Source organism: Singulisphaera sp. GP187 (assembly GCF_900129635.1).
Taxonomy (GTDB): domain Bacteria; phylum Planctomycetota; class Planctomycetia; order Isosphaerales; family Isosphaeraceae; genus Singulisphaera.
The window spans coordinates 2,757,701-2,779,346 of record NZ_FSRB01000001.1 but is presented as its reverse complement, the minus strand read 5'-3'; the positions used below and the strand labels follow the sequence as shown (position 1 = coordinate 2,779,346).

18 protein-coding genes are annotated in these 21,646 nt (G+C 64.4%); 6 read left to right on the top strand and 12 right to left on the bottom strand.

Annotated elements, in window-relative coordinates; all coding sequences use genetic code 11:
• Nucleotide 1: 1 nt before the first annotated feature.
• From BUS42_RS10855 to BUS42_RS10840, 4 genes are all read right to left on the bottom strand, one after another.
• Nucleotides 2–3,055: a M56 family metallopeptidase gene (locus BUS42_RS10855; RefSeq protein ID WP_074306928.1), complete on the bottom strand. Its 3,054-nt coding sequence runs from the start codon at nt 3,053–3,055 to the stop codon at nt 2–4.
• Between the two features lie 511 nt (nt 3,056–3,566).
• On the bottom strand, nt 3,567–3,737 hold the full coding sequence (locus BUS42_RS43585; RefSeq protein WP_159452198.1) for a hypothetical protein: 171 nt from the start codon (nt 3,735–3,737) through the stop codon (nt 3,567–3,569).
• A 2-nt stretch (nt 3,738–3,739) separates the two neighbouring features.
• The gene (locus tag BUS42_RS10850) at nt 3,740–4,129 is read right to left on the bottom strand and encodes a BlaI/MecI/CopY family transcriptional regulator (protein ID WP_074306927.1); all 390 of its coding nucleotides are present in this window, start codon (nt 4,127–4,129) and stop codon (nt 3,740–3,742) included.
• 703 nt (nt 4,130–4,832) lie between these two features.
• Entirely contained in the window at nt 4,833–5,144 is a 312-nt protein-coding gene (locus BUS42_RS10840; protein ID WP_074306925.1) for an RNA-dependent RNA polymerase family protein, read from the bottom strand.
• Between the two features lie 448 nt (nt 5,145–5,592).
• Between BUS42_RS10840 and BUS42_RS10835 the strand changes: the two genes are divergently transcribed.
• Nucleotides 5,593–5,856 (top strand): UPF0175 family protein, encoded by a 264-nt coding sequence (locus BUS42_RS10835; RefSeq protein ID WP_074306924.1) that lies wholly within the window; start codon nt 5,593–5,595, stop codon nt 5,854–5,856.
• A gap of 123 nt (nt 5,857–5,979) precedes the next feature.
• Here BUS42_RS10835 and BUS42_RS10830 read toward each other — a convergent pair whose 3' ends face one another.
• Complete coding sequence (locus BUS42_RS10830; protein WP_074306923.1) at nt 5,980–7,194, bottom strand: class I SAM-dependent methyltransferase; 1,215 nt, start codon at nt 7,192–7,194, stop codon at nt 5,980–5,982.
• Nucleotides 7,195–7,346: 152 nt separating this feature from the next.
• Here BUS42_RS10830 and dusB point away from each other — a divergent pair, with 152 nt between their 5' ends.
• Entirely contained in the window at nt 7,347–8,423 is a 1,077-nt protein-coding gene (dusB, locus tag BUS42_RS10825; protein ID WP_074306922.1) for a tRNA dihydrouridine synthase DusB, read from the top strand.
• Between the two features lie 122 nt (nt 8,424–8,545).
• On the top strand, nt 8,546–9,028 hold the full coding sequence (locus BUS42_RS10820; RefSeq protein WP_074306921.1) for a hypothetical protein: 483 nt from the start codon (nt 8,546–8,548) through the stop codon (nt 9,026–9,028).
• Here BUS42_RS10820 and BUS42_RS10815 read toward each other — a convergent pair.
• Nucleotides 9,010–9,459 (bottom strand): hypothetical protein, encoded by a 450-nt coding sequence (locus BUS42_RS10815; RefSeq protein WP_074306920.1) that lies wholly within the window; start codon nt 9,457–9,459, stop codon nt 9,010–9,012. The genes BUS42_RS10820 and BUS42_RS10815 overlap by 19 nt on opposite strands.
• Before the next feature lie 292 nt (nt 9,460–9,751).
• On the opposite strand from BUS42_RS10815, the gene BUS42_RS10810 reads away from it, so the two are divergent.
• Together BUS42_RS10810 and BUS42_RS10805 are read left to right on the top strand one after the other, a co-directional pair.
• A complete protein-coding gene (locus tag BUS42_RS10810) occupies nt 9,752–10,141 on the top strand; it encodes an MmcQ/YjbR family DNA-binding protein (RefSeq protein ID WP_074306919.1) in 390 nt (129 codons plus the stop codon).
• A 190-nt stretch (nt 10,142–10,331) separates the two neighbouring features.
• Nucleotides 10,332–11,807 (top strand): aldehyde dehydrogenase family protein, encoded by a 1,476-nt coding sequence (locus BUS42_RS10805; protein WP_074306918.1) that lies wholly within the window; start codon nt 10,332–10,334, stop codon nt 11,805–11,807.
• Nucleotides 11,808–11,916: 109 nt separating this feature from the next.
• Here BUS42_RS10805 and serA read toward each other — a convergent pair whose 3' ends face one another.
• The 6 genes from serA to BUS42_RS10775 all read right to left on the bottom strand — a co-directional run bounded on the left by serA (nt 11,917) and on the right by BUS42_RS10775 (nt 20,606).
• Nucleotides 11,917–13,545, bottom strand: coding sequence for a phosphoglycerate dehydrogenase (gene serA, locus BUS42_RS10800; protein ID WP_074306917.1), 1,629 nt, complete (start codon nt 13,543–13,545; stop codon nt 11,917–11,919).
• A 75-nt stretch (nt 13,546–13,620) separates the two neighbouring features.
• Complete coding sequence (locus BUS42_RS10795; protein ID WP_074306916.1) at nt 13,621–14,778, bottom strand: pyridoxal-phosphate-dependent aminotransferase family protein; 1,158 nt, start codon at nt 14,776–14,778, stop codon at nt 13,621–13,623.
• Between the two features lie 108 nt (nt 14,779–14,886).
• Nucleotides 14,887–15,327, bottom strand: a complete 441-nt coding sequence (hisI, locus tag BUS42_RS10790; RefSeq protein ID WP_074306915.1) for a phosphoribosyl-AMP cyclohydrolase — start codon at nt 15,325–15,327, stop codon at nt 14,887–14,889.
• A gap of 81 nt (nt 15,328–15,408) precedes the next feature.
• On the bottom strand, nt 15,409–17,196 hold the full coding sequence (locus BUS42_RS10785) for a tetratricopeptide repeat protein (RefSeq protein ID WP_254053433.1): 1,788 nt from the start codon (nt 17,194–17,196) through the stop codon (nt 15,409–15,411).
• Nucleotides 17,197–17,375: 179 nt separating this feature from the next.
• Nucleotides 17,376–19,613: an SEC-C domain-containing protein gene (locus tag BUS42_RS10780; protein ID WP_074306914.1), complete on the bottom strand. Its 2,238-nt coding sequence runs from the start codon at nt 19,611–19,613 to the stop codon at nt 17,376–17,378.
• 192 nt (nt 19,614–19,805) lie between these two features.
• Complete coding sequence (locus BUS42_RS10775) at nt 19,806–20,606, bottom strand: TerC family protein (RefSeq protein ID WP_074306913.1); 801 nt, start codon at nt 20,604–20,606, stop codon at nt 19,806–19,808.
• Nucleotides 20,607–20,904: 298 nt separating this feature from the next.
• Here BUS42_RS10775 and BUS42_RS10770 point away from each other — a divergent pair, with 298 nt between their 5' ends.
• Nucleotides 20,905–21,642 carry a vWA domain-containing protein gene (locus BUS42_RS10770; RefSeq protein WP_074306912.1) on the top strand — a complete coding sequence of 246 codons (738 nt, stop codon included), beginning with the start codon at nt 20,905–20,907 and terminating at the stop codon, nt 21,640–21,642.
• Nucleotides 21,643–21,646 lie beyond the last annotated feature (4 nt).

Below are 21,646 nucleotides of genomic sequence, written 5' to 3'. Positions count from 1 at the left end.
CTCACCTCGCTCGGTCGACGTTGCGGATCACCAGGTCGCCGAGGTCCCGCGCCTCGCCTGGCTTTACCGTGAACTCGATCTGCGTCTTCACCGGCTTGTTCTGGACGATGACGCGGTAGGTTGCCCCAGGGATCAGGGTTGGGAACGTCATCCGACCCTCGGCGTCGGTGATCAGCTCACGGTAGCGCTCTCGGTCGAGGTTGGAGACATGGAAAGAGTCGGCCATCAGTGGGCTTTTCCTCTGCTCGTTGACGACGCCGGGAGTGAGATCCGCGAACGAGGCCCCGGGCGTCAGCACGACCTCGAGGTGCGCCGGACTGAGCCCGGGCGGCAGGGGCTTACCCTGCTCGCCAACGAACCGGACGGTGCCCGACCCACAGGGCTGCAGCATGACTTCCAGGTCCGGTCCGGCCTGCTTGCCGGAGAGCTCGACGACCGCGCCCCGCTGGAGCTTGGCATCCAGAAAGAACACCGGAGCGGACGAGTCGGGGTCGCAGCCCGCCAATTCGAAGCGGCCCCCACGTGTCGGCATCACGCGCTGACCGAAATTGATGGTCATCTGGGACAGCGTCAGATACCAGCGACTGAACAATACCGCGTCGCGCACCGGTTGCCCGTCCGTACCGACGAGGTGACCGCGTACGGTCGCACCCCGGCGCAACTTCAGGTCGAGATCGACCGGGCCGTCATCGGGTTTCAGATCGAGCTTCCGCAGGGCATCGGGATAATGCCGTGTGTTCGGCCAGATGAGCTCTCCGTGCAGCTCCGCGGCCGAGATCGCTTCGTGGAGGTAGTCGGTCGTCGGACCTCTGATCAGCAAGTAGCCGGGCCCCGGCATCACGCCCAGTCGGAAGGTGCCGTCGGCGGCCGTGATCGCCTTTTGTTCGTCGCCGTTGAACCAGGCGGCGGCGTCCTTGATGAAATAGGGATTGTTCCGCTCGTGGGCCTGGTACGTGACAATCGCGCCGGCGACCGGCTGGCCGGTGCCGGCCTCGGTCACGCGGCCGCGCACCAGGACCCCGCGCGGTAGAGCGAAATCCGCGTGGGAGCTGACCGAGTCTCCCGGGACCACGAGCTCACTTCTCAGCAGGTACGCCTCGGTCCCCTCGCGAGGTGGGTAGACCTCCAACCGGATTGAGCCGCTGGGCGCTGCCTCGAGTCGGTACAGCCCGTCATCGCCGATTGTCACCTCGGCCTCGCCCATGAATTGTCCCATACCTCGCTTTGCGGACATGCTCCGAGCACGGACATGCGCACCGACCGCCGAGGAGCCCCCTTTGCCGAGCGTCACGCGACCCTCGACGATGTGGGCTCGTCCGAGCGCAAGTGTGGCGGAGCGAACGTCGGCCTTGGTCCGGAGCCACAACCGCTGGTTGCCAAACCCGGCCGCGCGGACTTGAATGGCGACCGAATGGCCGGGGCCGATACCTCGAAGGGTGAACCGACCGTCCGCGTCGGTGATCGATCTGAGGGCCAGGGTGGGTAACGCGTCGGTGGTGAGCGTATCAGGGCTCAGACCCTGGCCACCCGAGGAAGGATAGGCGTCGTGCAGGCGGACCTCCGCGCCAGCGAGCGGCGAGCCCTCCAGGTCGACGATCCTTACCTCCACGGGCTGCTCGGCCTGGAGCCGGGTCGGCTCCCCGATCGGACTGGCCAGGTCGGTCAGCGTTCGTGCCGTGAACCCCGTGCCGCGAGCCGTAGTGACGAGGAGCAAGCCGTCGTCGGTTTTCACCGGGACGTCGGGCAGATGGATTCGATACTGGCCCTGGGCGTCGCTCTGGCCCTGGCCGAGCACCTCGGCCGTCGTCGGGTTCTCCATCGGGCTTCGCGACGATAGCCGTGACAGGAACAGGATCACGGCCGCCCCTTCGACGGGCTTGCCGTCGGGCCCGACTACCAGGCCGGACACGACCGGGCCCGGCACCTCCCGAGCCACCAGCCGCACCGCAGTGAGCGTGGCCGACATTCCCAGCACCGCCAATAGACACGCGGTCATCAGCCACCGCGCCGGCGCCCGCCGGTTACGCCGCCCGTCGAGAATTGCCAGGAGTCGCCGCTCCAGACCCGAGGGCCTCGCCATTGCCATCGCCATCGCCGCCGGGGCCAGCGCCGGCGCGGGCCGGAGCGACCGCGCCACCCCGAGGAGCTGGGCCGCGTAGTCCGACGGCCGCTCGCCCGCCTCCAGCACGAGGTCGTCACACGCCTGTTCGCGTTCGGACATCAGCCGCGAGGCCGCCCACCAGGCCAGCGGGTTGAACCAGTAGACCGCGCAGGCCGCCAGCCCCAGCCATTGCGTCAGGCAATCGCGGCGCAGTACGTGCGCCAGTTCGTGCATCAGGACTGCGCGTCGGCGTTCGGCCGGCCACGCGTCGGCCTCCACCGGTAGGAGCACCACCGGCCGCAGCACGCCGCAAGTCAACGGCATGGCCGCCGGCCCGCCGCGGAGCAGTCTCACGTGCCTGGTCAGTCCCAGCCGCCCGGCTGCCTCCCCGACCTCGTCCATCCAGAGCTGATCGGTGATGCGTTCCGCCCTTCGACCCAGCCGCCAGACGGCCACCCAGCCGATCGCACACCAGGCGAGCACCGCCACCGTCCCGGTGCTCCAGACCGCCAACAGCCACATTGCCAAGCCTTGCGACCGGGTCAATCTGACCGCAGGAGGCTTCATTCGCGAAGTCGGTTCAAGGCGATCCAGGGCCCGCCGCGTCTCCGCACTCAGATCCGTCTCCGCGTCTGAGGCGATCACCGCGACTGCCGCAGGATCAGCCTGTCGCTCCTCGGATGCCGAGTTCGCCTTTGTCGCCGATGCCCCTGCCGGTGTCGACAGGATCGGCAGCCCCCAAGGCGGCAGAGTGAGGGCCAGCGGCAGCAACGCCAAGGCACCGGCCAGGCCGAGGCCCCAGACCATGTGCCGCGTCGCCGCGGCCCGCCTCTTCATTCCGATTGCCAACAGGCCGGTGCCGGCCAGCACGCCTGCGGCTTTCGCCGCGCAGGCCAGCCCTGCCATCAGGCAGTCGGTTCCCCCTGAGCTCAGAAGTCTCAACGGATCGTCCATTGCCTTGGCTCCCCCCACCTTGATCGAGTCCACTCCCGGGCAGGCCGCTCTCCGCGGCTCAGCCACCGTCCGTCTTCACGTGTACATCACCCAGGTCGGTCGTCCGTCCCGCCTTAACCGTGAACTTACGTGTTATTGAAAAATGTGCAGTTGTTGTGGATTTTTATGGATATGGTCGATGGATTGCCCCGGGAACCTGCATGGGTAGTGTGACAAGCCCCGCGCGGTTCGATCTTGGAGTCTCCCCGTAGTTCACCCGGCCCACGTTGGCATAGATCTCCTCGACGGCCGCGAGCATGGTCCGTTCCTCCTCGGTGAGTGACTCACCGTCGTAGTCGGTGCCGGGACACTGCGTGCCATGATGTTGAGGCTCAACAGGCCTTTCGCCACGGGCTTGGCTTGCTCGTCGAAGATCCGCGCGATCGCGGTCCCACAGGGCTGGAGCCGGACGGTCAAGAAACCGCCGGCCGCCATCGCGGCGGTGACCTCGAGCGTGGCTCCCCATCCGGTTTTAGAATCCAGAGATGAAGTTTCGCCTCGACGCGGAGGCACGTCGAAAGGCCGCGTCCACGAGGACCGCGGCGGTCAGGACGAGCGTGGCTCTCAGCAAGATGCCGAGCGCAAGGGCCTGCCAGTATCCGGATCCGGACAGGGTCGGGATGAGGTCGAGGAGCGAGTCCATGGTCAGCGTTCCTCCTTTCGCGCCTGGTCGATCAGACGAGCGAGCCGGTCGAGGTCCTCATCGGTGAGCTTGGAGCCAGGCTCACCGAGCAATGCTGCGACGGCCTGAGCCGTCGAGCCGTCGAAGAACGTCTGCACGAGTTGGCTGAGGGCCGACCGCCGCGCCTTGTCGCGGGGCACCGTCGGCAGAAACACGTAACGCGGGCCGTCCTGCTCGTGCCGCAGGTGTCCCTTCTCCTCCAGGATCCGCAGCAGAGCCCGGACGGAGGAATAGCTGGGCGGGTCGGGAAGCGCCTCCTGGACCTCGGCCGCCGTCGCCCGGCCCCGCCGATAGATGACGTCCATGATCTGCCGCTCCCGGCGACTGAGCGGGTCATTCGCAGGCCTGGCCATCGGTTCCAATCTCCCCTCAAAAGCTGCGAAATCCCCCTCCAGGCCGGTCAACCAGCTCCGGATGGGTTTATGCTAAAAAATCAGCAATCTGCTAAAAGATTAGCAGGCAACGAGGCTCTGTCAAGGACATATTGCTGAATTTCTCGCGTGTTGGGCTTGCGCCTCTGTGTTGCGGCCGGCCCTCATGGGTGAGGCCCGCCGTGGATTGATCGGAGTGTGCGCGGGTGTGTCGATGGGCGGGCAGGTTCGGAAGGTGTTGCAGAGGCCCTGTACATCGAACCTGGAAGACGGTTCGGTACGATCGCGTTCGTTCAAAGACTCCCCAAGCAGGGGACGATGGGTGTTCCCGAGCCGACTGGAGATCGTGGACAGATTAGTTGGCAGTTGCGAATATGACTAATATCGATGTTTGCTTTTTGATTATTTTGTGTCATCCCGTGAGGAATCCTGCACGATTGGAATCGTTTTTTGATCAGGTCGCGCAGTTCCTCCACGATCCCACGCCCAGCACCGAAGAAGGCGTAATGCTAACGCAGGACGGCGCGCTCGGCAGAATCGCGGTGGACATCACCGAGCCGCCCCCCCCCGAGCACCGCCGCATGCAACAGAAACGTGAGGTTTGCGTTGTAGAGCAGCACGAGCGACAGGACCGAGGAGGCGGCTGCCAGTCGGGTGCGGCTCTGCTCCAGGTGGGCCTCGTAGATCACCGCATGGACTGACCAACGCCCAAGCCCGTCCAATTCCAGCATCCCCCATCCAGCAGATCCGCCAGCATCCCCGACAGCGCATGGCCCCTCGAGACTCCACGACGCATCCACGTCGGCCCTCGGTTGTCCGATCGTAGCGGCGGCGCGAGAAAGCGGGCGAAGAAGCTCAAATCGGTCTTGGACGGCCCGAGCCGGTGCTGGATGTTATGAGGCAGGCTGAGGTAATAGTCTTGGAGGTCGACCTTGATGACGTAGAGGGGGCGGTTCGGGTAGGCTGCCCGCGCCAGTTGGACCTCGGCGTGGACCAAGAGAACCGCCTGGTTGATCTCGCCATAGTCCCCTCGTAGTCACTCCCTCTATCCCGTTCGGCCGCGCTATTGTCAATCGCCGTGTGCCGGTGATCAAGTGAGCGATATCATGTCGTCCGGATCCGAGCGTTTGCTCGATTACGGACGCCGGGATTCAGTGTACCCGGCCTTCGAGGCGATCACGGAGGCAGAGTCGAACTCGGAGCTTTGGCTGGCCGTTCCACCTCACCACTCCCAATAATCAAAATTGTTGTTATTTGTGGTTTGAAGTATACTGTCGGTCATTCTTTCGTTTCCCTCGGGAACCTGATCCATGAATGTCTCACTGATGCCGGAGCTTGAACAGTACGTGAACGGCAATGTTCAGAGCGGCTTGTACCACACGGCAAGTGAGGTTTGATTGCACTGGACGCCAGAGTCGTACGGATCGAAATAGGCAGAGGCCCTAATGAACATCAGCTTCGAGATTCCCCACGACATCGAGCAGCAAATTCGCCCCCATGGAAGCGACTTGAACGATAAGGCCCGCGAAGCGTTCTTGGTCGAAATGTACCGCGAGCACGAGATAACCCATCGTCAACTCGGGGAGGCTCTCGGCCTGGAGCGATATGAGACCGACGGCTTGCTCAAGAAGTACGGCGTCGGGCTCGATCTGAGCGTCGAGGAGATGAAAGCCGCGTCGGGAATGCTCCGCGATGCGAGACCCGTATGATCGTCGTCTCCGACACCACGCCGCTCAACTATCTCGTCCTCTACCTCGACAACGCCCGCGGAGGCTCACCCCATCGAGAGCCTTTCCTTCGGGGCGAAGACGCATCATCGAAATCCGCTTCTCTTATGCGATCGGCTGAGCCTGGGAAACGGCGGGACTCCTGCGCCTGGCCAAGATCGCGCGTGAGGTGCCTTTGCCCCCCATGAGGAGCAGCGTCGCTGGATGAGGGCCGCGGGGCTTCCATTGGGCGCGGAGGGCCTCGGGGCGCAGGTCGGTACCCTTGGTCTTGATTTCCAGCGGGCCGAGCTTTCTTGCAGTCACGAGCTTGCCGATGGTTTTGAGGTCGAGGGGGAGGATCTCGAGGACTTCAAAGCACGCGAGAAATGGCGAATCGATCGGTTCGGGCCCGGTCAGAAAGTCGATGCCAGGGGCGCAGCGTGCCAGGCCATTCGCGGCGGCGAAGCTGTCGAGCAGTCCCGAACGGCCGAGGGCGGGGTCGGGATCGTAGACCCAGGCCAAGGGACTTGCGATCGGAACCAGCGGGTTGCGAGGTCCATCCTGGTCGGTCCACGAGACGGCTTCAGGAAGTCGGGTCGCGCGGCGGCGGCAGGTCGCGAGCGCCCCGAACCAGACCGTGGCTTCCTTGCACTCGCCCCCCAAGCTGATCAGTTCCAACTCGCATGGCTGTTCACCGAAATGAGTCACGAAGTCACTCGCCGGGCCGAGCTTGATCGCGCCGCCACGGACGCGCCCCGGTAGCGCTTGGAGAAACTCCAGGCCGGGCGAGTAACCGAGTAATTCACGGGCGCGTTTGGCACTCCCCTGGCGACGGTCGGGGTCGACGTGGACGAGCGATTGACTTCGATACGCGATTCGCTCGACCTGGGCCCGAATCACGTCCACTCGGTCCGCGACGTCATAGACATGAGCGTTCCAGCGGGTCCGTCGGCACATCCCCTGGTCGGCGTCGACGGCAACAACCTGGGCTTCGCTGGCGAGGGCCAGGGTATCGCCACCAATCCCGCAGCAGAGATCGAGCACGTGCGACCCGCGGAACCGTTCGGCCTTGTGCCGCGCGACGGTTTCGGTGGTGGCCTGCTCGAGGCCGACCGGCTCGAACCACATGGCCTCGGCTCGACTGAACTTGGCCTTTCCACGGGACCGGCCCACGGCGAGGCGGACCGCCGCCGCGACGTGCTCGGGCGTGGCCCCCCGACGCCAGCGCTGGAGCTCGGTGGGGCCGTAGGTGGAGGTCATCGCGACCTCCTGAAGGAGCGCACGCCCCGGATCCGTGGTCAGGACCCAGGCCTCAGCGTCCGCGTCGCTCGTCTGCCGCATCGCATTCCCTCTCGTGAAACAAGCCCTCACTGGGTTAGAATAACCGATTCCACAAAGAAGCACGGAGAGAAGAGCTCGGTTTGTAACGCGTTCTTGGATCAGTCCGCCGTTCCCGTCTTTGAAGTTCCCCCGATCTCCTGGAATGATTCGTGATGCAAGATGTCGTGGCGCCCTCGATTGTTCGCGAGCCGTTGATGCTAGGAAACGTTGCCATTCCCTCGCGGTTCTTCCTCGCGCCTCTGGCGGGATACACGAGCATGGCGTTCCGCCTGGCCGTCCGTGAGTGCGGCGGTCTGGGCATGGCGACGACCGACCTGGTCAACGCGCGCTCGATCCTCGAGCGGCGCAGGCGATCCTTTGAGCTTGCCGAGACCTGCCCTCAAGATCAGCCGATGTCGATCCAGATCTACGGCCACGTGATCTCCGAGATGCAGGAGGCCGCGCGCTGGGCCGTGGACCAAGGTGCGTCCCTCGTTGATATTAATATGGGATGCCCGGTCAACAAGGTGGTCAAAACGGGGGGCGGGTCGGCCCTGATGTGTCAGGCCGACTCGGCGACTGCGCTGGTCGCGAGTGTCGTGAACGCGGTGAACGTTCCGGTCACCGTCAAGATGCGCCTGGGCTGGGATGCGGAGACTCTCTCGGCACCCAACCTGGCCCGCGAGTTCGAGAAGGTCGGCGTGGCCGGCGTGATCATCCACGGGCGCACGCGTGAACAAGGCTTCCGGGGGAGCGTCGATCGTTCGGGGATCCGGGCGGTGGTCGAAGCCGTCGAGAAAATGCCGATCGTGGGTAACGGTGATATCCGCACGCTCGCCGACGCCGCCACCACATTCCGTGAGACCGGCTGCGCGGCGATCTCGATCGGTCGCGGGGCGCTCTCGAACCCGTTCCTGTTCCGTCAGCTCGCCCACTGGGCCGAGCATGGCACCCCTGGGCCCGAACCGTCCTTCGAGGATCGAGTCGACCTGATGTCACGTCACTTCCATGGCCTTGTGGATGGCCGTGGTGAGCGGCTCGCCTGCCTCCAGTTCCGCAAGATCATCAAGTGGTACAGCCACTCGATCCGCCCACCAAAGGCCCTCTATCATCGCCTGATCAACCTCGCCAGCGCAGATCTCTTTGACGAGACCGTCGCGGCGATCCGCCAGGCCGGCCCGGCCTCACCGCTCCCGGGACACTTCGAGCCGAAAGTCCCGGTTCCCACGGGACCGATTGATAAGTGGTAATTTATTCCAGAGTTGGTCGGAGTACACGCGACCAGTAGAATTCAAAATTCAATAAGGGGTGACGTCGGCTCCCGATGGCCGGCGTTGATCCGTCGGGGTCTTTTCCTCAGGGGGGACGACCGTTGAGTAGCCTCAAAGAGTTTCTGAAGAAGCAGGCTCAAGAGCAAAGCGCCAGCGCTGATGAGCGCGAAGCAGCCCGTGATGAATGGGTTGAGGCGGTCGATCGACTTGTGACGCGGTTGACCGACTGGCTTCGAGAGGCGGATTCCGATACGGTGCTGAAAATTGAGCCTACGGTCCATCGGATTCGCGAACCAAGGCTTGGGAGTTACGAGGCGAAAGGGCTCCTGATCACACTCGGAGCTCGAGAGATCGGCCTCGTACCGGTTGCCCGATACTCGATTGGCTCAATTGTCGGTGACGCCCACGGCGAAACCATCCGACATGGCCGGCTCGATCTGACGAATATTGAAAAAAAGTACATGCTCTATCGCGGAAAGCGTGAACAGGAAGATTTCTGGGTGATCGTCGACGATCGTGACTATGCGGCGAAACCACTCGACCAAACAAGCTTCGAGGCTGCGATTCAGAGCATGCTGGAATGATCACCCTCAAAGAAGCTTGGGTGTGGTATCTCGAGACGCGGAAGCTCCTGCGACTGATGCGTAGATTCGCCTCTCATTATTGGGACCAGCTCCCTTGGGCCGACGCGTTGGAGAAGGACGAACTGTTCCGTACTCAGGAAGGCCCTCCACTCGTCGATTCCGCGGGCTCGAGTCTCGATCAACTTGATGATCTCGCCATCGTGGTCCTCTTTTCTGCCTTCGAGTCGCAGGTGCGAAGTCGCGTTCTCCTTGATGTCGAGGATGAGATCAAGCAACTGAAACATCCTGCTCTCCAATCCGCCGGAAAAAACGTGGAACATGAGCTGAGCCGGGGCAGTTTTCACCGGGTACTCAGTGCGCTCAGCCCTATCGATCACGATCTCGTGGAACAGGTTTGGCAAGTCAGGCACTACCGAAATTAGGTCTCTCATGGGAAGCGAGGTCCCGCCCCGTTCGCACTTGAGCCAAAGGCTGCATTCGTGCGTCTCAACACCTTCTTGGAGGTCCTTGAACGCGATTCGCTATAGGGTTCGACTTCATTTCTCTCTGCGCCCCCGAAGTTGGGCGTTAGGGATCGCGGTTCGAGGGGAGTTCCCGTCGAGGCGGTCGCTTGTAAGCCCATGGACCCGGCCCTTTAATCGTTCGCGACTTGTGTGACGAATCGAACGCGTAGTCCCTGGGGTTTGGCAGATCCAAGATCATTCCGCCACTGAGGTCCCGCCCATGAGCGTGCCGCTCGCACCCATCCTTCGACTCCGAGAACTCGCCCTGGCGCTTCCCGAAGCGCATGAAGTGGAGGCCTGGGGTGAGCCCACGTTCCGCGTGCGGAACAAAATTTTCGCGATGCACGCCGACCCGGACAACCACCATGGCAAGGGACGCCCCGCCGTCTGGGTGAAGGCCGCGGCGGGGGTTCAGGAGAGTATGGTGGCGGCCGCGCCTGATTGCTTCTTCCGACCCCCGTATCTGGGGCCGAAGGGCTGGGTTGGCGTCTGGCTCGACGGCGTCGTCGACTGGGAGGATGTGGCGGAATTCGTGCAAGACTCGTATCGGCTCATCGCGCCCAAACGGCTGAGCGCCCGACTCAGTTCGGAGGCCGAGTCGGACGACTGAACCCGTGGTTTCGAGCCCCGCGTTGAAGGCGCGATCGATCCGCCGAGCCTTGGTCTCTCCAAAGAGGTCCACGGGTGGCGGTCGCTTGTATGCCCATGGACCCGGCCCTTAAAATGACGGGAGACGACGCGCCCGCGCGCTCACGACGCGTGGGTGTTCCCAATCTCCGCGAGAACAGGGAGTGCGACCAATGGCGACTGCCACGGAAACGCGACGCACCACGCGACGGGCGCTTCAGACGAAGCTTTTGATCGACGGCAAGTGGCGCGACAGTCTGAGCGGCAAGACGTTCGACACGGTCAATCCGGCGACGGAGGAGGTCATCGCCCAGGTCGCCGAGGGCGATGCCGCCGACATTGATCTGGCGGTCAAGGCGGCTCGCAAGGCGTTTGATTCCGGCCCCTGGCGGAAGATGGACGCTCGCGACCGCGGCCGAATCATGAACCGGTTCGCCGACCTGATCGAAGAGAATATCGACGAGCTGGCTGAGCTCGAGACCCTGGACAACGGCAAGCCGATCGGCGAGAGCCGCCATGCCGACCTTCCCTTGGTGATCGACTGCTTCCGTTACTACGCCGGTTGGGCGGATAAGATCGGCGGCCAGACCGTGCCGATCCGAGGGAATTTCTTCTGCTATACCAAGCGCGAGCCGATCGGGGTCGCGGGGCAGATCATCCCTTGGAACTTCCCGATGCTGATGGTCGCCTGGAAGTGGGGCCCCGCCTTGGCCGCGGGCTGTACGGTGGTGCTCAAGCCCGCCGAGCAGACCCCATTGAGCGCGCTTCGGCTGGGTGAACTGGCACTCGAGGCCGGCTTCCCCGCGGGGGTCGTTAACATCGTCCCCGGGTTCGGCGAGACCGCGGGCGCGGCCCTGGTCGCGCACCCGGGGGTGGACAAGATCGCCTTCACCGGTGAGGGACGCACGGCCCAGCTCATCATGCGCTCGGCGGCCGAGACGCTCAAGCGGATCACGTTCGAGCTCGGCGGAAAGAGCCCCAACATCGTGTTTGCCGACGCGGATCTCGACGCCGCCATCGAGGGAGCCGTGCTCGGGCTCTACCTCAACCAGGGCCAGTGCTGCTGCGCGGGGAGCCGGCTGTTCGTCCAGGAGTCGGTCTACGACCAATTCGTCGATCGGCTGGCGGCGAAGGTCAACGACCGCAAGCTCGGTGATCCGTTCGATCCCGCGACCCAGCAGGGGCCGCAAGTGGACAAGGCCCAGTTCGACAAGATCCTGTCGTACATCGCCAAAGGGCGCGAACAAGGAGCGCGTTGCGTCACCGGGGGCGAGCGGCACGGCGACAAGGGCTTCTTCATCAAGCCGACGATCTTCGCCGACGTAAAGGACGACATGGCGATCGCCTGCGACGAGATCTTCGGGCCGGTCTTGTCCGTGATCAAATTCAAGGAAGTCGACGAGGTGATCGAGCGCGCCAACACGACCGACTTCGGCCTGGCCGCCGCCGTCTGGACCCGCGATATCGGCAAGGCGCACGCCATCGCCGACCGGGTTCGTGCCGGCACCGTCTGGGTGAACTGCTACGACGTGTTCGATGCCGCCGCCCCGTTCGGCGGGTTCAAGCGAAGCGGGATCGGCCGCGAGCTCGGCGAGAAGGCGCTCGATAACTACACCGAGGTCAAGACGGTGACCGTCGCGCTTGATTGAAAGAACCAATCAAAACGGGTGAATACGCTTCTTCCGCTCGCCTTGCAAAGGCGAGCGGGGAGCTTTCGCTCCCCGCTCGCCGCTTGGGATATGGGCTCGCCTTGGACGATTATTGGGCGAGCCAAGGAGCGATGGCACCGGCCTCGGGTAGCTTGATCAGGCTGACGCTGAGGATCGCCGGGTTCTTCTTGAGTTCTTCGAGCGCCTCGGCGGGGGGAACGCTATCGAGGTTGACGACACCGATGGCTTCTCCGCCCGGCTGTTCGCGACCCACGTTCATCTGGGCGATGTTCACGTTGTGGCGGCCGAACGTGGTGCCGATGAAGCCGATCAAGCCTGGCACGTCTTTATGGGTAAAGACGAGCAGGTTGCCGTCGAGGTGGGCATCGAGCCGGTACGGGCCGAGGCGGATCAAGCGGACGAATTCCTTGCCGAACAAGGTTCCGGCCGCGATGTACTGCTTCTTCTCGGTGACCACTTCGGTCTGGATCAAGGTGCCGAAATCGCCGGGGTCGGTCGTCTTCTCTTCGACGATCGTAATCCCGCGCTCTTTGGCCAGGATCTCGGCGTTGACGAGGTTGACCTGGTCTTCGAGCGCTGACTCCATCCAGCCGGCCGCGAAGCTCGCGGTGATCAGCCGGGTGTTCTTGCTCGCGACCTCGCCGCGGTAGCGGACGGTCGCGCTCTTGACGGTCCCCCGGTCCATCTGCGAGTGGAGCATGCCCAGGCGGCGGCCGAGGTCGAGATAGAGCCGCATCTCGTCGAGTTCGGCCCGGTCGAGGGTCGGCATGTTGACCGCGAACCGGATCTGGCCGCTCTGGAAGTAGTCGGACAAGAGGCGGGCGGCCTCAACGGCAACCGAAACTTGCGCTTCTTCGGTCGAGGCACCGAGGTGCGGGGTCACGAGGACCTGGGGGTGGGTGACGAGCGGATTGTCGGCCGGCGGGGGCTCGGGGTCAAACGCGTCGATGGCGGCCCCGGCGATCTTACCGGCGGTCAGCGCCTCGGCCAGAGCGGCCTCGTCGATCAATCCACCACGGGCACAGTTGATGATCCGAACATTCGGCTTCATCTTGGCCAGCTCGTTCGGCCCGATCAGGTTGCGGGTCTCGGCCGAGAGGGGGGTGTGGATCGTGATGTAGTCGCAACGGCCCCACAGTTCGTCGAGCGGGGAGATGCTTTCGATCCCGAGCTCGGCGGCCCGCTCGGCGGAGAGGAAGGGGTCGAAACCGACCACCTTCATGTCGAACCCTTGCGCTCGCTTGGCGACGGCCAGGCCGACCCTGCCCAGGCCGACGATGCCGAGCGTCTTGCCGCCGAGCTGCGTGCCGGTGAACTTGTTCCGATCCCAGCGGCCGGCCTTGAGGCTATCGTTCGCCTTGGCCACGTTGCGCGACAGGGCGAGCATCAACGCCATCGTGTGCTCGGCCGTCGAGACCGTGTTGCCGCCCGGGGTGTTCATGACCACGATCCCTTGGCGGGTCGCGGCCGGAACGTCGATGTTGTCAACACCGACCCCCGCGCGGACGATCACCTTGAGCCGGGTCTGATCCTGCAAGACTTCGGCCGTCAGTTGGGTGCCCGACCGGATCACGATTCCGTCGGCTTCCTTCAACGCTTCGCGAAGGCCCTTGGGGTCGAGCTTCGTGTTGACGACCACCTCGAGCCCGGGCTCGGCTCGGAGCAGCTCCAGACCCTCTTCCGCCAGCTTATCAGTCACCAGAACGCGATAAGACACCTTCAAACACTCCGATGGTCGGGCGTGTGAGACACGCAAACAAAGGTTGGCGTGTCACCCACGCCCCTTGGAAAATTATTTGCTGACAGCGGCGGGTTTGTGCCCGAGAATCACCTGCTGCGCGGCCGTCACCGCGGCGCCCGGCGTGAGCTTGTAGCCGAGGTTGTGAAGGACCAACTCGAGGGCCGCGAGCCCGGCGACGACGTCGATTTCGTCGGTGTAGCCCATGTGCCCGATCCGGATGATCTGGCCCTTGATCTTGCCCTGGCCGCCGACGGTCGTCAGGCCGAAGTGGTCCACGAGCCCCTTGCGGATGTCGCCATCCTTGAGCCCGTCCGGAACGCGGAAGGCGGTGAGCCCTTCGGCCGGGGAGGAGCTGTACAACTCGAGACCGAGCGCCTGAACTCCGGCCTGGCAAGCCGCGCTCATGAGCCGATGGCGGGTCCAGACGTTCTCCAGGCCCTCTTCCTTGATCCGCCGCAATGCGGTGCGAAGCGCGAGAATCAGGGTGTGGGCCGGGGTGAACGGCGTGTCGAACTCCTTCATCTTCTTGCGAGCCGACTTCAGGTTGAAGTAGAAGCTCTTCGAGTCGAACGCGTCGATCTTGGCCCAGGCCTTGGGGCTGACCGAGACGAAGGCGAGACCGGGCGGAAGCATGAACGCCTTCTGCGACCCAGCGCAGAGCAGGTCGATGCCCCAGGCGTCGGCGCGGCACTCCATCGCTCCGACCCCGGAGATCCCGTCCACGGCGAACAAGGCGGGCGTCTGGGCGACGATCTTGCCGATCGCCTCGATCGGGTGGCCGGTGCCGGTCGACGTCTCACTGAGCGTGCCCATCACGCAGGCGGTGTCCGGGTGCTGCTTGAGCGCCTCGGCGACCTGCGCCGGGTCGACCGGCTGGCCCCACTCGGTATCGAGCATCACCGCGTTGATCCCGAACGCCTTGCAGATGTCGCCCCAACGCGCGGCGAAGTGGCCGGCGTTGAGCACCAAGGCTTTGCCGCCAGGGGGGACCGAGTTGACCGTGACCGCCTCCATGGCTCCCGTCCCGGAGGCGGTCAGGATCAGAACATCGTTCTGAGTTTGAAAGACCTCCTTCAAGCCGGCGGCCACTTCCACGATCACCTGCTTGGCCTCGGCCGAGCGGTGATGGATCACGGGACGGGCCAACTCGAGCAGCACATCTTCGGGCACCGAGGACGGTCCCGGAGTCATCAAACGCGGCTTCTGCATCGCACCTGGTCCTTCGCTTCAAGCCAGACGGGAACCAAAGAGAACATAGTCTACTGTCCGAAACCCATTCCGGGGAAGACGCTTCGCGCGTGAGACCGACCCGGTCGCTCACTCAACGGGATGAGGCGGCCCGTGGGCATCGGCCCTGTTTCCGTAAACCGCCGTTTTCTCAAACACCGTGGAATCGATAATTTCGAGGCTGCCGTCCGGATTGAGGCGGCGGAAGAAGCAGGAGCGATAGCCTTCGTGGCAGGCGCCCCCGACTTGCCGGGCCTTGACGAGGACCACGTCGGCGTCGCAATCGATCTGAACCGACTCGACGTACTGCACGTGCCCCGAGGTGCCTCCCTTGTGCCACGAGGCGCGTCGCGATCGCGAATAGAAATGGGTCTGGCCGGTCGCGAGGGTTTGCCGGAGCGCCTCGAGGTCCATCCAGGCCATCATGAGGACTTCGTGGTTCTCGGCATCCTGGACGATCGCCGGAATCAGGCCGTCGGCCGTCCATTTGAGAGTCGAGAGCAGGTCGGTTTCGGGGGACTGAGAACTCATGACAAGCGCTCGCGCAATTCGGTCGGGTCCAATGGGGCAGGTGAGAGACCAATCCGAAATCCCAACATTCGGGGTCCGTCATCAGGGAGCCGAGGTGTCCGTCGTTTCTTCCCGGGAGAGGCTCCGGGCTCGTGCGATGTTGAGGGGGTCACCTTCGCGGTCCGCCCGCTCCTTCGCGAGCTCGAGGAGCGGCCCGGCATGCTCGGCATGGCCGTTCAGCAGGAGGTCTTCCACGGCGTCGAGCAGTTGCGACGTTTCGAGGCCCCCCTCACTGAGCAGAGTCCGATACTGAGCGGACGCGGCGTCGGGGTCGCCGGTTCGCGCATGGATCTCCGCATCCCAGATGTCGTAGGTCCGGCGATCGCGGCCGCCGTGGGTCGCTCGACCACGCTCGAGCCATCGCTGGGCCTCCCTCGGGTTGTCGACGCGGATCGCCTCCCGGACCAGGACGGCAAACAGGTCCGGATTCACCACGCGCGAGGAATCCATGCCGGGTGCCTTGAGGAGTTGGGCCGCGATCCGCGCCGTCCGTCGATCGTCGCCGAACGCGGTGGCCGAGAGATAGGCTTCGGCCAGGCTCGGCCCTGTCAACGGCTCGAGAACGAGGCGATCGAGGTCGTCCTCGCTCATGCAGGACGGGTCGTCCAGGTCGACCGAGGCGGGATTGTCGAGTTCGAGTCCGAGCCGGCGACGAAGCCGATCGAAGGGATAGCCCTGGTAGAGGATCGCGGTCCGCGGCCTGGCGCCGAGCTGCTCGCGCATCCGGACCACCGCGGTGAGCCGGACCCGCGCGACCGGGTCACCGGCCTTGGCGGCGCGACTCGCCTGGAGCGGGCTGAGGTCGCCGAGCCCATGACGAGGCAGATGAATCCAGAAATCCTCATAAAACCGTTCCACCGCTTCGCGAGCGAGCCGACCCTCGGTCTCGTCATCGAGCGCCTCGGGGCGGCGAAAGGTCCAGACCGCCGCGTCGGCCAGCGTGAGGGGCAGGGGGGCGGCCTCGCGGACGATTTCACGCTGCAAGTCGCCAATCGCCTGAAGCAAGGGGGCGCGGACCCGTTCGAGGGCCAGGGGATCGGGACTCGAGAGCCTGAGCGATTGCGGTGTGATGATGACCGTGGCCAGGACGCGTGGAACGTCGGAGAGCGTGAGCCACGACACGGGCTCGGGCATCGGCCGATCGAGCCACTCGAAAACCTGGGCGCTGGGGAATTGAGAGACGCCCGTGATCGGGTCGCGCGGCCCCGGCTTTTTCTGAAGCGTCGGACAGCCGTGGATGAGCCGGGGCGTGTCCTGGTCCGACCAGGGGACGACCCAGGCGAACCGAAGGTCGTCGGCCAAGGTCTCCGCGCCTGCGCCCTGACGGAGGACCTCCGCGAGCGTCCAGGCGGCGACCGCTTTTTCGGGGTCGTCGGCGGTCCGGAGCTGCACCACGCGATCGAGGCAAGAGATCGCCTCCCCGTTCCGGCCGATCCAGGCGAGGCAGAGCGCGCGGTTGAACCAGGCGGCCGCGTCGGCCGGGTCATCGATCGAGAGCGAGGCGAAGAGGTCGGCCGCCTTGGCCAGATCCTCCAGGTCGCCGCCCCGGATCAGGGAGTCCCACCGCGACCGTTTCTCGGGATCGTCAGGGGCCTGGAACCGATGCTCGACGCGTGCGGCCACCGGCAGGTCGGATGCCGACTCGAGACAGGCCAGGGCTTCGCGGGCTTGGGGTAACTCGGGGACGATCCGGAGCGCGCGTTGCCAAGCCGCCCAGGCCGCCAGAGGCCGCTGGAGTTGCAGATGGTTCCAGCCTTCGTGAACCAAGGTGAGCGCCCGGTCCGTCTCAATCGAGGACGGGGGCCGATCCTGGCCAGACGTTTCAGACACTTCAGTCGGTTCCCTGAAAACGATGGAAGCTTCTCCCTTCCGCAGAAGGGAGGCGGATCCTCGGACCAAGTTCGCCCGCCCTATGACAGTCGCCCCGCCCCGGCCCGATTGGGCCGAGGACGGGGACGTGTTGCGACGAACGGCGGCGTCGTTAGGATGAGGCGTAGGGCCGGACAGCCTTAGCGACCGGGGATGATCAACTTGGGCCTGTCTCCCCCCTCGGGAGCGCCCCCCGATCCCGATCCGGGCGTCCAGAGTCCCCCTCCGCCGCCCGTGGACTGGTCGGGGGTCCAGATCTCACCCTTGGTCGCCGAGACTCCCAGTCGGCCCGATGCAGTGGTCACCCGCGGCCCGTATTCCGCCATGATCATCTGGAGCGGACGCGAGTCGAGAATGAAGTCGCCCGGTTTGTCGGGGTTGGGCGTGAGCCGAACCAGCCCCATCTCGAGCAAGTTGAGCATGACCGCTTGGGTCGCTTCGGGATTGCCGGCGTACCGCTCCAGGACCACGGCCAGGTCGGGCACCCAGGCTTCGGGAGACTTCTCCCTGGCCTTGATCCGGACCTCGACCATGTCCCACATCGGTGCGTAGGCGGCCCGCTTCGAAACCGGGTCGGCCTGGCGCCCCTTGCGGACCCACTCGAACGCCTCGTCCGGCCGGTCGTTGCCGGCGACGAGCAAGGCAAGGTCGGAGAAGAGGGCGAACGGCTCGACGTTGGCCTGCTCCCAGAGATGGGGACGCTCGATGAGGACGCGAGCGGCCTTTTCGACGACCGCGTCGAGCGCGAACTGTCGGGCACGCCAGTAGAGCTTCGTCAATCGGTCGTCGTCGAGGCGTTCCGCGGGGATCAGGCCGAGCCGGGCCAGGTGGACGGTCTCGATCGTGACCGTCTCCGGATCGAGCTCCGGCTCAGGCGCGAGGCCGAGAGTGGCGCGGAGGGCGGTGAAGTCAACCGAATCGCGCCAGAGGGTGCGGGTGAACTCCAGTTGGCAGAGCGCGGCGCGAAGGGGCACGACCGCGTTACCGGCCTTGGCGGCCTCCAGGGGAGTGCGGCCTTTCAGGTAGGCCATCGGAGTTTTGGGCCAGACGTCGCGGATCAAGGCCGCACCCTGCTCACGCTCGAGCCGGACCCGTTCATCCCGATCGATATCGTCGGGGAGTCGCCACTCCCACGACAGTGCCAGACCGGTTTTCCCCACCTTGTCGAGCACGTTTGTTTTGGGATGCGCGGGGCGAATGCCCCCTTCCGCGAGCGTGGTGAATCGTTCGATCTGGCCGTCGAGCCGGCCATCGTCGTAAGTTTCGATCCCGGCGATTTCCTGGCCCACGAACACGCGGCCGACGAACCGGGGGATCTCCTCGATCTTGAGGCCGCTCTTGGTCTGCAGCTTGGGACGGTCGAGGAAGCCGAAATTCGCGACTTCAGGCGAATCCGGGGCGTCGGGATCGATCGGCCCCACGTCGCCTTCGTCGACGGTCGGATCGTCGCGAAGCGCCTTGAGCAACCGGTTGCGATCGCTCACCGGCCAGATCAATTGGACTTGCTCCACCTGATCGTCCGCGGTCAGCGAGTCGAGCTCCTGGCAAAGGGCTTCGAGATCGACCGCCTCGTCCGTGTTCCCCATCCGCGCGATCGCGCGGCGCAAGCCGTCGACGGCTCCCTCGTCGTCGGCGATCCAGAGGCGGCACAACCCGGCATTCCAGTCGGCTTCGAGACTGGCCCCTTTCTCCTCCGAGAGAATCTCAAAGGCCGAGGCGGCCGCGGCCCAGAGTCCCCCCTCGGCCCAGTCCAACGCCTCGTTGAACCGTGTCTGGGTGGATTCCGGTAGACTTTGCGGGGCCTTCAACTCGTACGACGACTTGAGACAGGGCGAGATCGAGACGTCCCGTTGGATCGCCCCGATGCTCTGAACGATTTCTTCGGTCGGTCCGTTGAGGTCGACCGCCAGGCCGAAGTGCCGGATCGCCGCCGGATACTGGGTGAACCGGACCAGGGTGCTGGCGACGAAACTCACCAGGGAGGCCAGTGATGCGCGCTCGGCGACCGGGAAAGACGACAGGATCTGCTGGAGCTGGAGGCAGCCCTCGGCGGGTCCTTCGGTCGCAATCACCAGACGGGCGAGCAGGGTCAAGGCTCCGAAATGCTTCGGATTCTTGTCGAGCACGAGCCGGAGAGAGGCCTTGGCCGAGTCGGCCTGTCCCAGGCGAATCTGGTAGAGGGCTTTACGGGTCAAGAGCCATGCGTTGTCGGCTTCCTTCCGAAGTCCCTCGTCGAGGACCTGGACTGCGGCCTCGATCTGGCCACTTTCGAAGAGACGCTGGGCCCGCTCGGCCTGGTTCTCGACTTTGTGGCAGCACCACTTGAATTTTTGGCCGCTTCCGCACGGACAAGGGGCATACGGTTCAACCACCGCCATCGCTTGCGTCCCTCGAGATTGAAGTCGCCTTGCTCAACCGATCACAGTAGCAGAGTCTCGATTCGTTCGTCTATCCTGCCCGCAGTTTGCGAGCCGGGATATGACACCGATCGGCTATCGAGTCGGGTTCGTGGCGCCGAGGCGTCCCAACGGGCTCGCTCACTTCGGTCTTGCCATTCCGTATCGATGGATTCAGAGGCCTGGTGACGGGTGGTCGCCACCGGCACCGTCGTTCGCTTCGCCGACCTGGCCGACTTCGACGACGTCCTCAAGCTCAAGTGGATCCGTCCCGATTTTTTTTTGCGAAGGCCGATAGAGCAGGCAGCCGGCGACGATCGTGATCATCCCTCCCCAGAAGAGCCATTCCGGCATCTCCTCACCCAGATACTTGGCGGTGTGGAGGCCACTGACGACGAGCTTCAACCCGATCCAGGCGACGAGATAGTACGCACCGCTCGCCAATCCCTTGAACCGCTCCAAGAGAATGATGAAGTAGCCGGCGACGTAGCGCATCGTGATGATGCCGAGGATCCCGCCCGTGTAGACAATGGTTAATTGGAGCCAAGAGGGATAGTGCTTGGGAGCCATGGCGACCGCCGCAACGATCGAGTCGATCGAAAATGCGATATCGGCGAACTCGACGGCCACCACGGTCGCCCAGAAGCCGCGTCCGAACCGCGACGTCTTTACGAGATGCGGATCGTCCTCGTTGGTCGTGAAATGCGAGATCGCCAGATAGAGGAGATAAAGGCCGCCAGCGACCTTGAAGTGCCAGAACCTGAGCAGAGCCGCGGAGAGCACCACCGCGATCAGGCGGAACACGAAGGCTCCGAGAATCCCGTAGCGGAGGGCACGCTTCTGTTCGTCCTTCGGCAGGTGGCGAACCATCACCGCCAAGACCAAGGCGTTATCCGCGCTCAGCAAGCCTTCGAGGAACACGAGCGCGACAATAGTGCCCGCGATCTGAGGGAGATTCTCCAGGAAGAAATCCATACGCGAGCCTCCGAGAAACGGCGAGGTGAGCGCGGTACCTTCCGACCGCACCCATCGGCTGGGTGGGCGCCGCAGGGCGAGGGCGACGAGTCAGTGGGTCGTGGGGCAGGTCGCTCAAAACAGCTAATCTATCACATCTTACGAGATGGGGCGACCCACCACTGCGAACCAAAAGCTCCGTCACGCCCGTCGTCAATCAGGCCGTCCGAACCGACCGGAGGTGATTCGAGCACATTCGTGTTAAGATTCAGGAGATTTCCGGAGGCCGTTTGGGGAAAGCTCTCGAGGAGCAAGCCTGATGATGCGGCACGCCTGGGTTCGGACCGCGATCGCCTTGATGTTCGCGCTGGCGGGCTGGACCGCGGACGCGGCGGCTCAGAATCCCAAATCGAAGGTCCGTGACGTCGAGCCCAAGGTTCTTCCCGCCGACTCGCCGGCTTCGAACTCCTCGTCTGAGTTCCTTCGCAAGCCGGGAGAAGATCGATACGACCCCAACGGCAACGACTGGCGCGATGTTCCTCCTTGGAAACAGACGTCCTTTTTCGGCATTCGTGCCAAGGGTCAGTTGTTCATCTACGTCGTCGATTGCTCGGGGAGCATGATCGACGAAGACCGCCTCATCCGCGCCAAGCGTGAGCTACGCCGGAGCGTGCTGGCTTTGCAGCATCCCCAGCGGTTCAAGGTTGTCTTCTATAACGACCAGGTCGTGCCGATGCCGGGCGACTTGCCCCGCTCGGCCGACCTCAACTCCAAGAGCCAGTTGGTTCATTGGCTCCGGCTGATCGAACCGGACGGCGAGACCGACCCGCGAGGGGCGATGGGCCTGGCACTCTCACTGCGGCCCGACGCCGTCTTTCTGCTCTCGGACGGCGAGTTTCCCGACGGGACCGTTGAGGCGATCGCCCGCAAGAACGGGCGGAAGATCCCGATCCACTGCGTCGACCTGAGCAGCGGCACCGGGGGCGATCAACTTCAACGGATCGCCCGCGACAGCGGTGGCCAGTATCGCTGGCGGCCCCAAGTCGATGGACCTTGAGAGC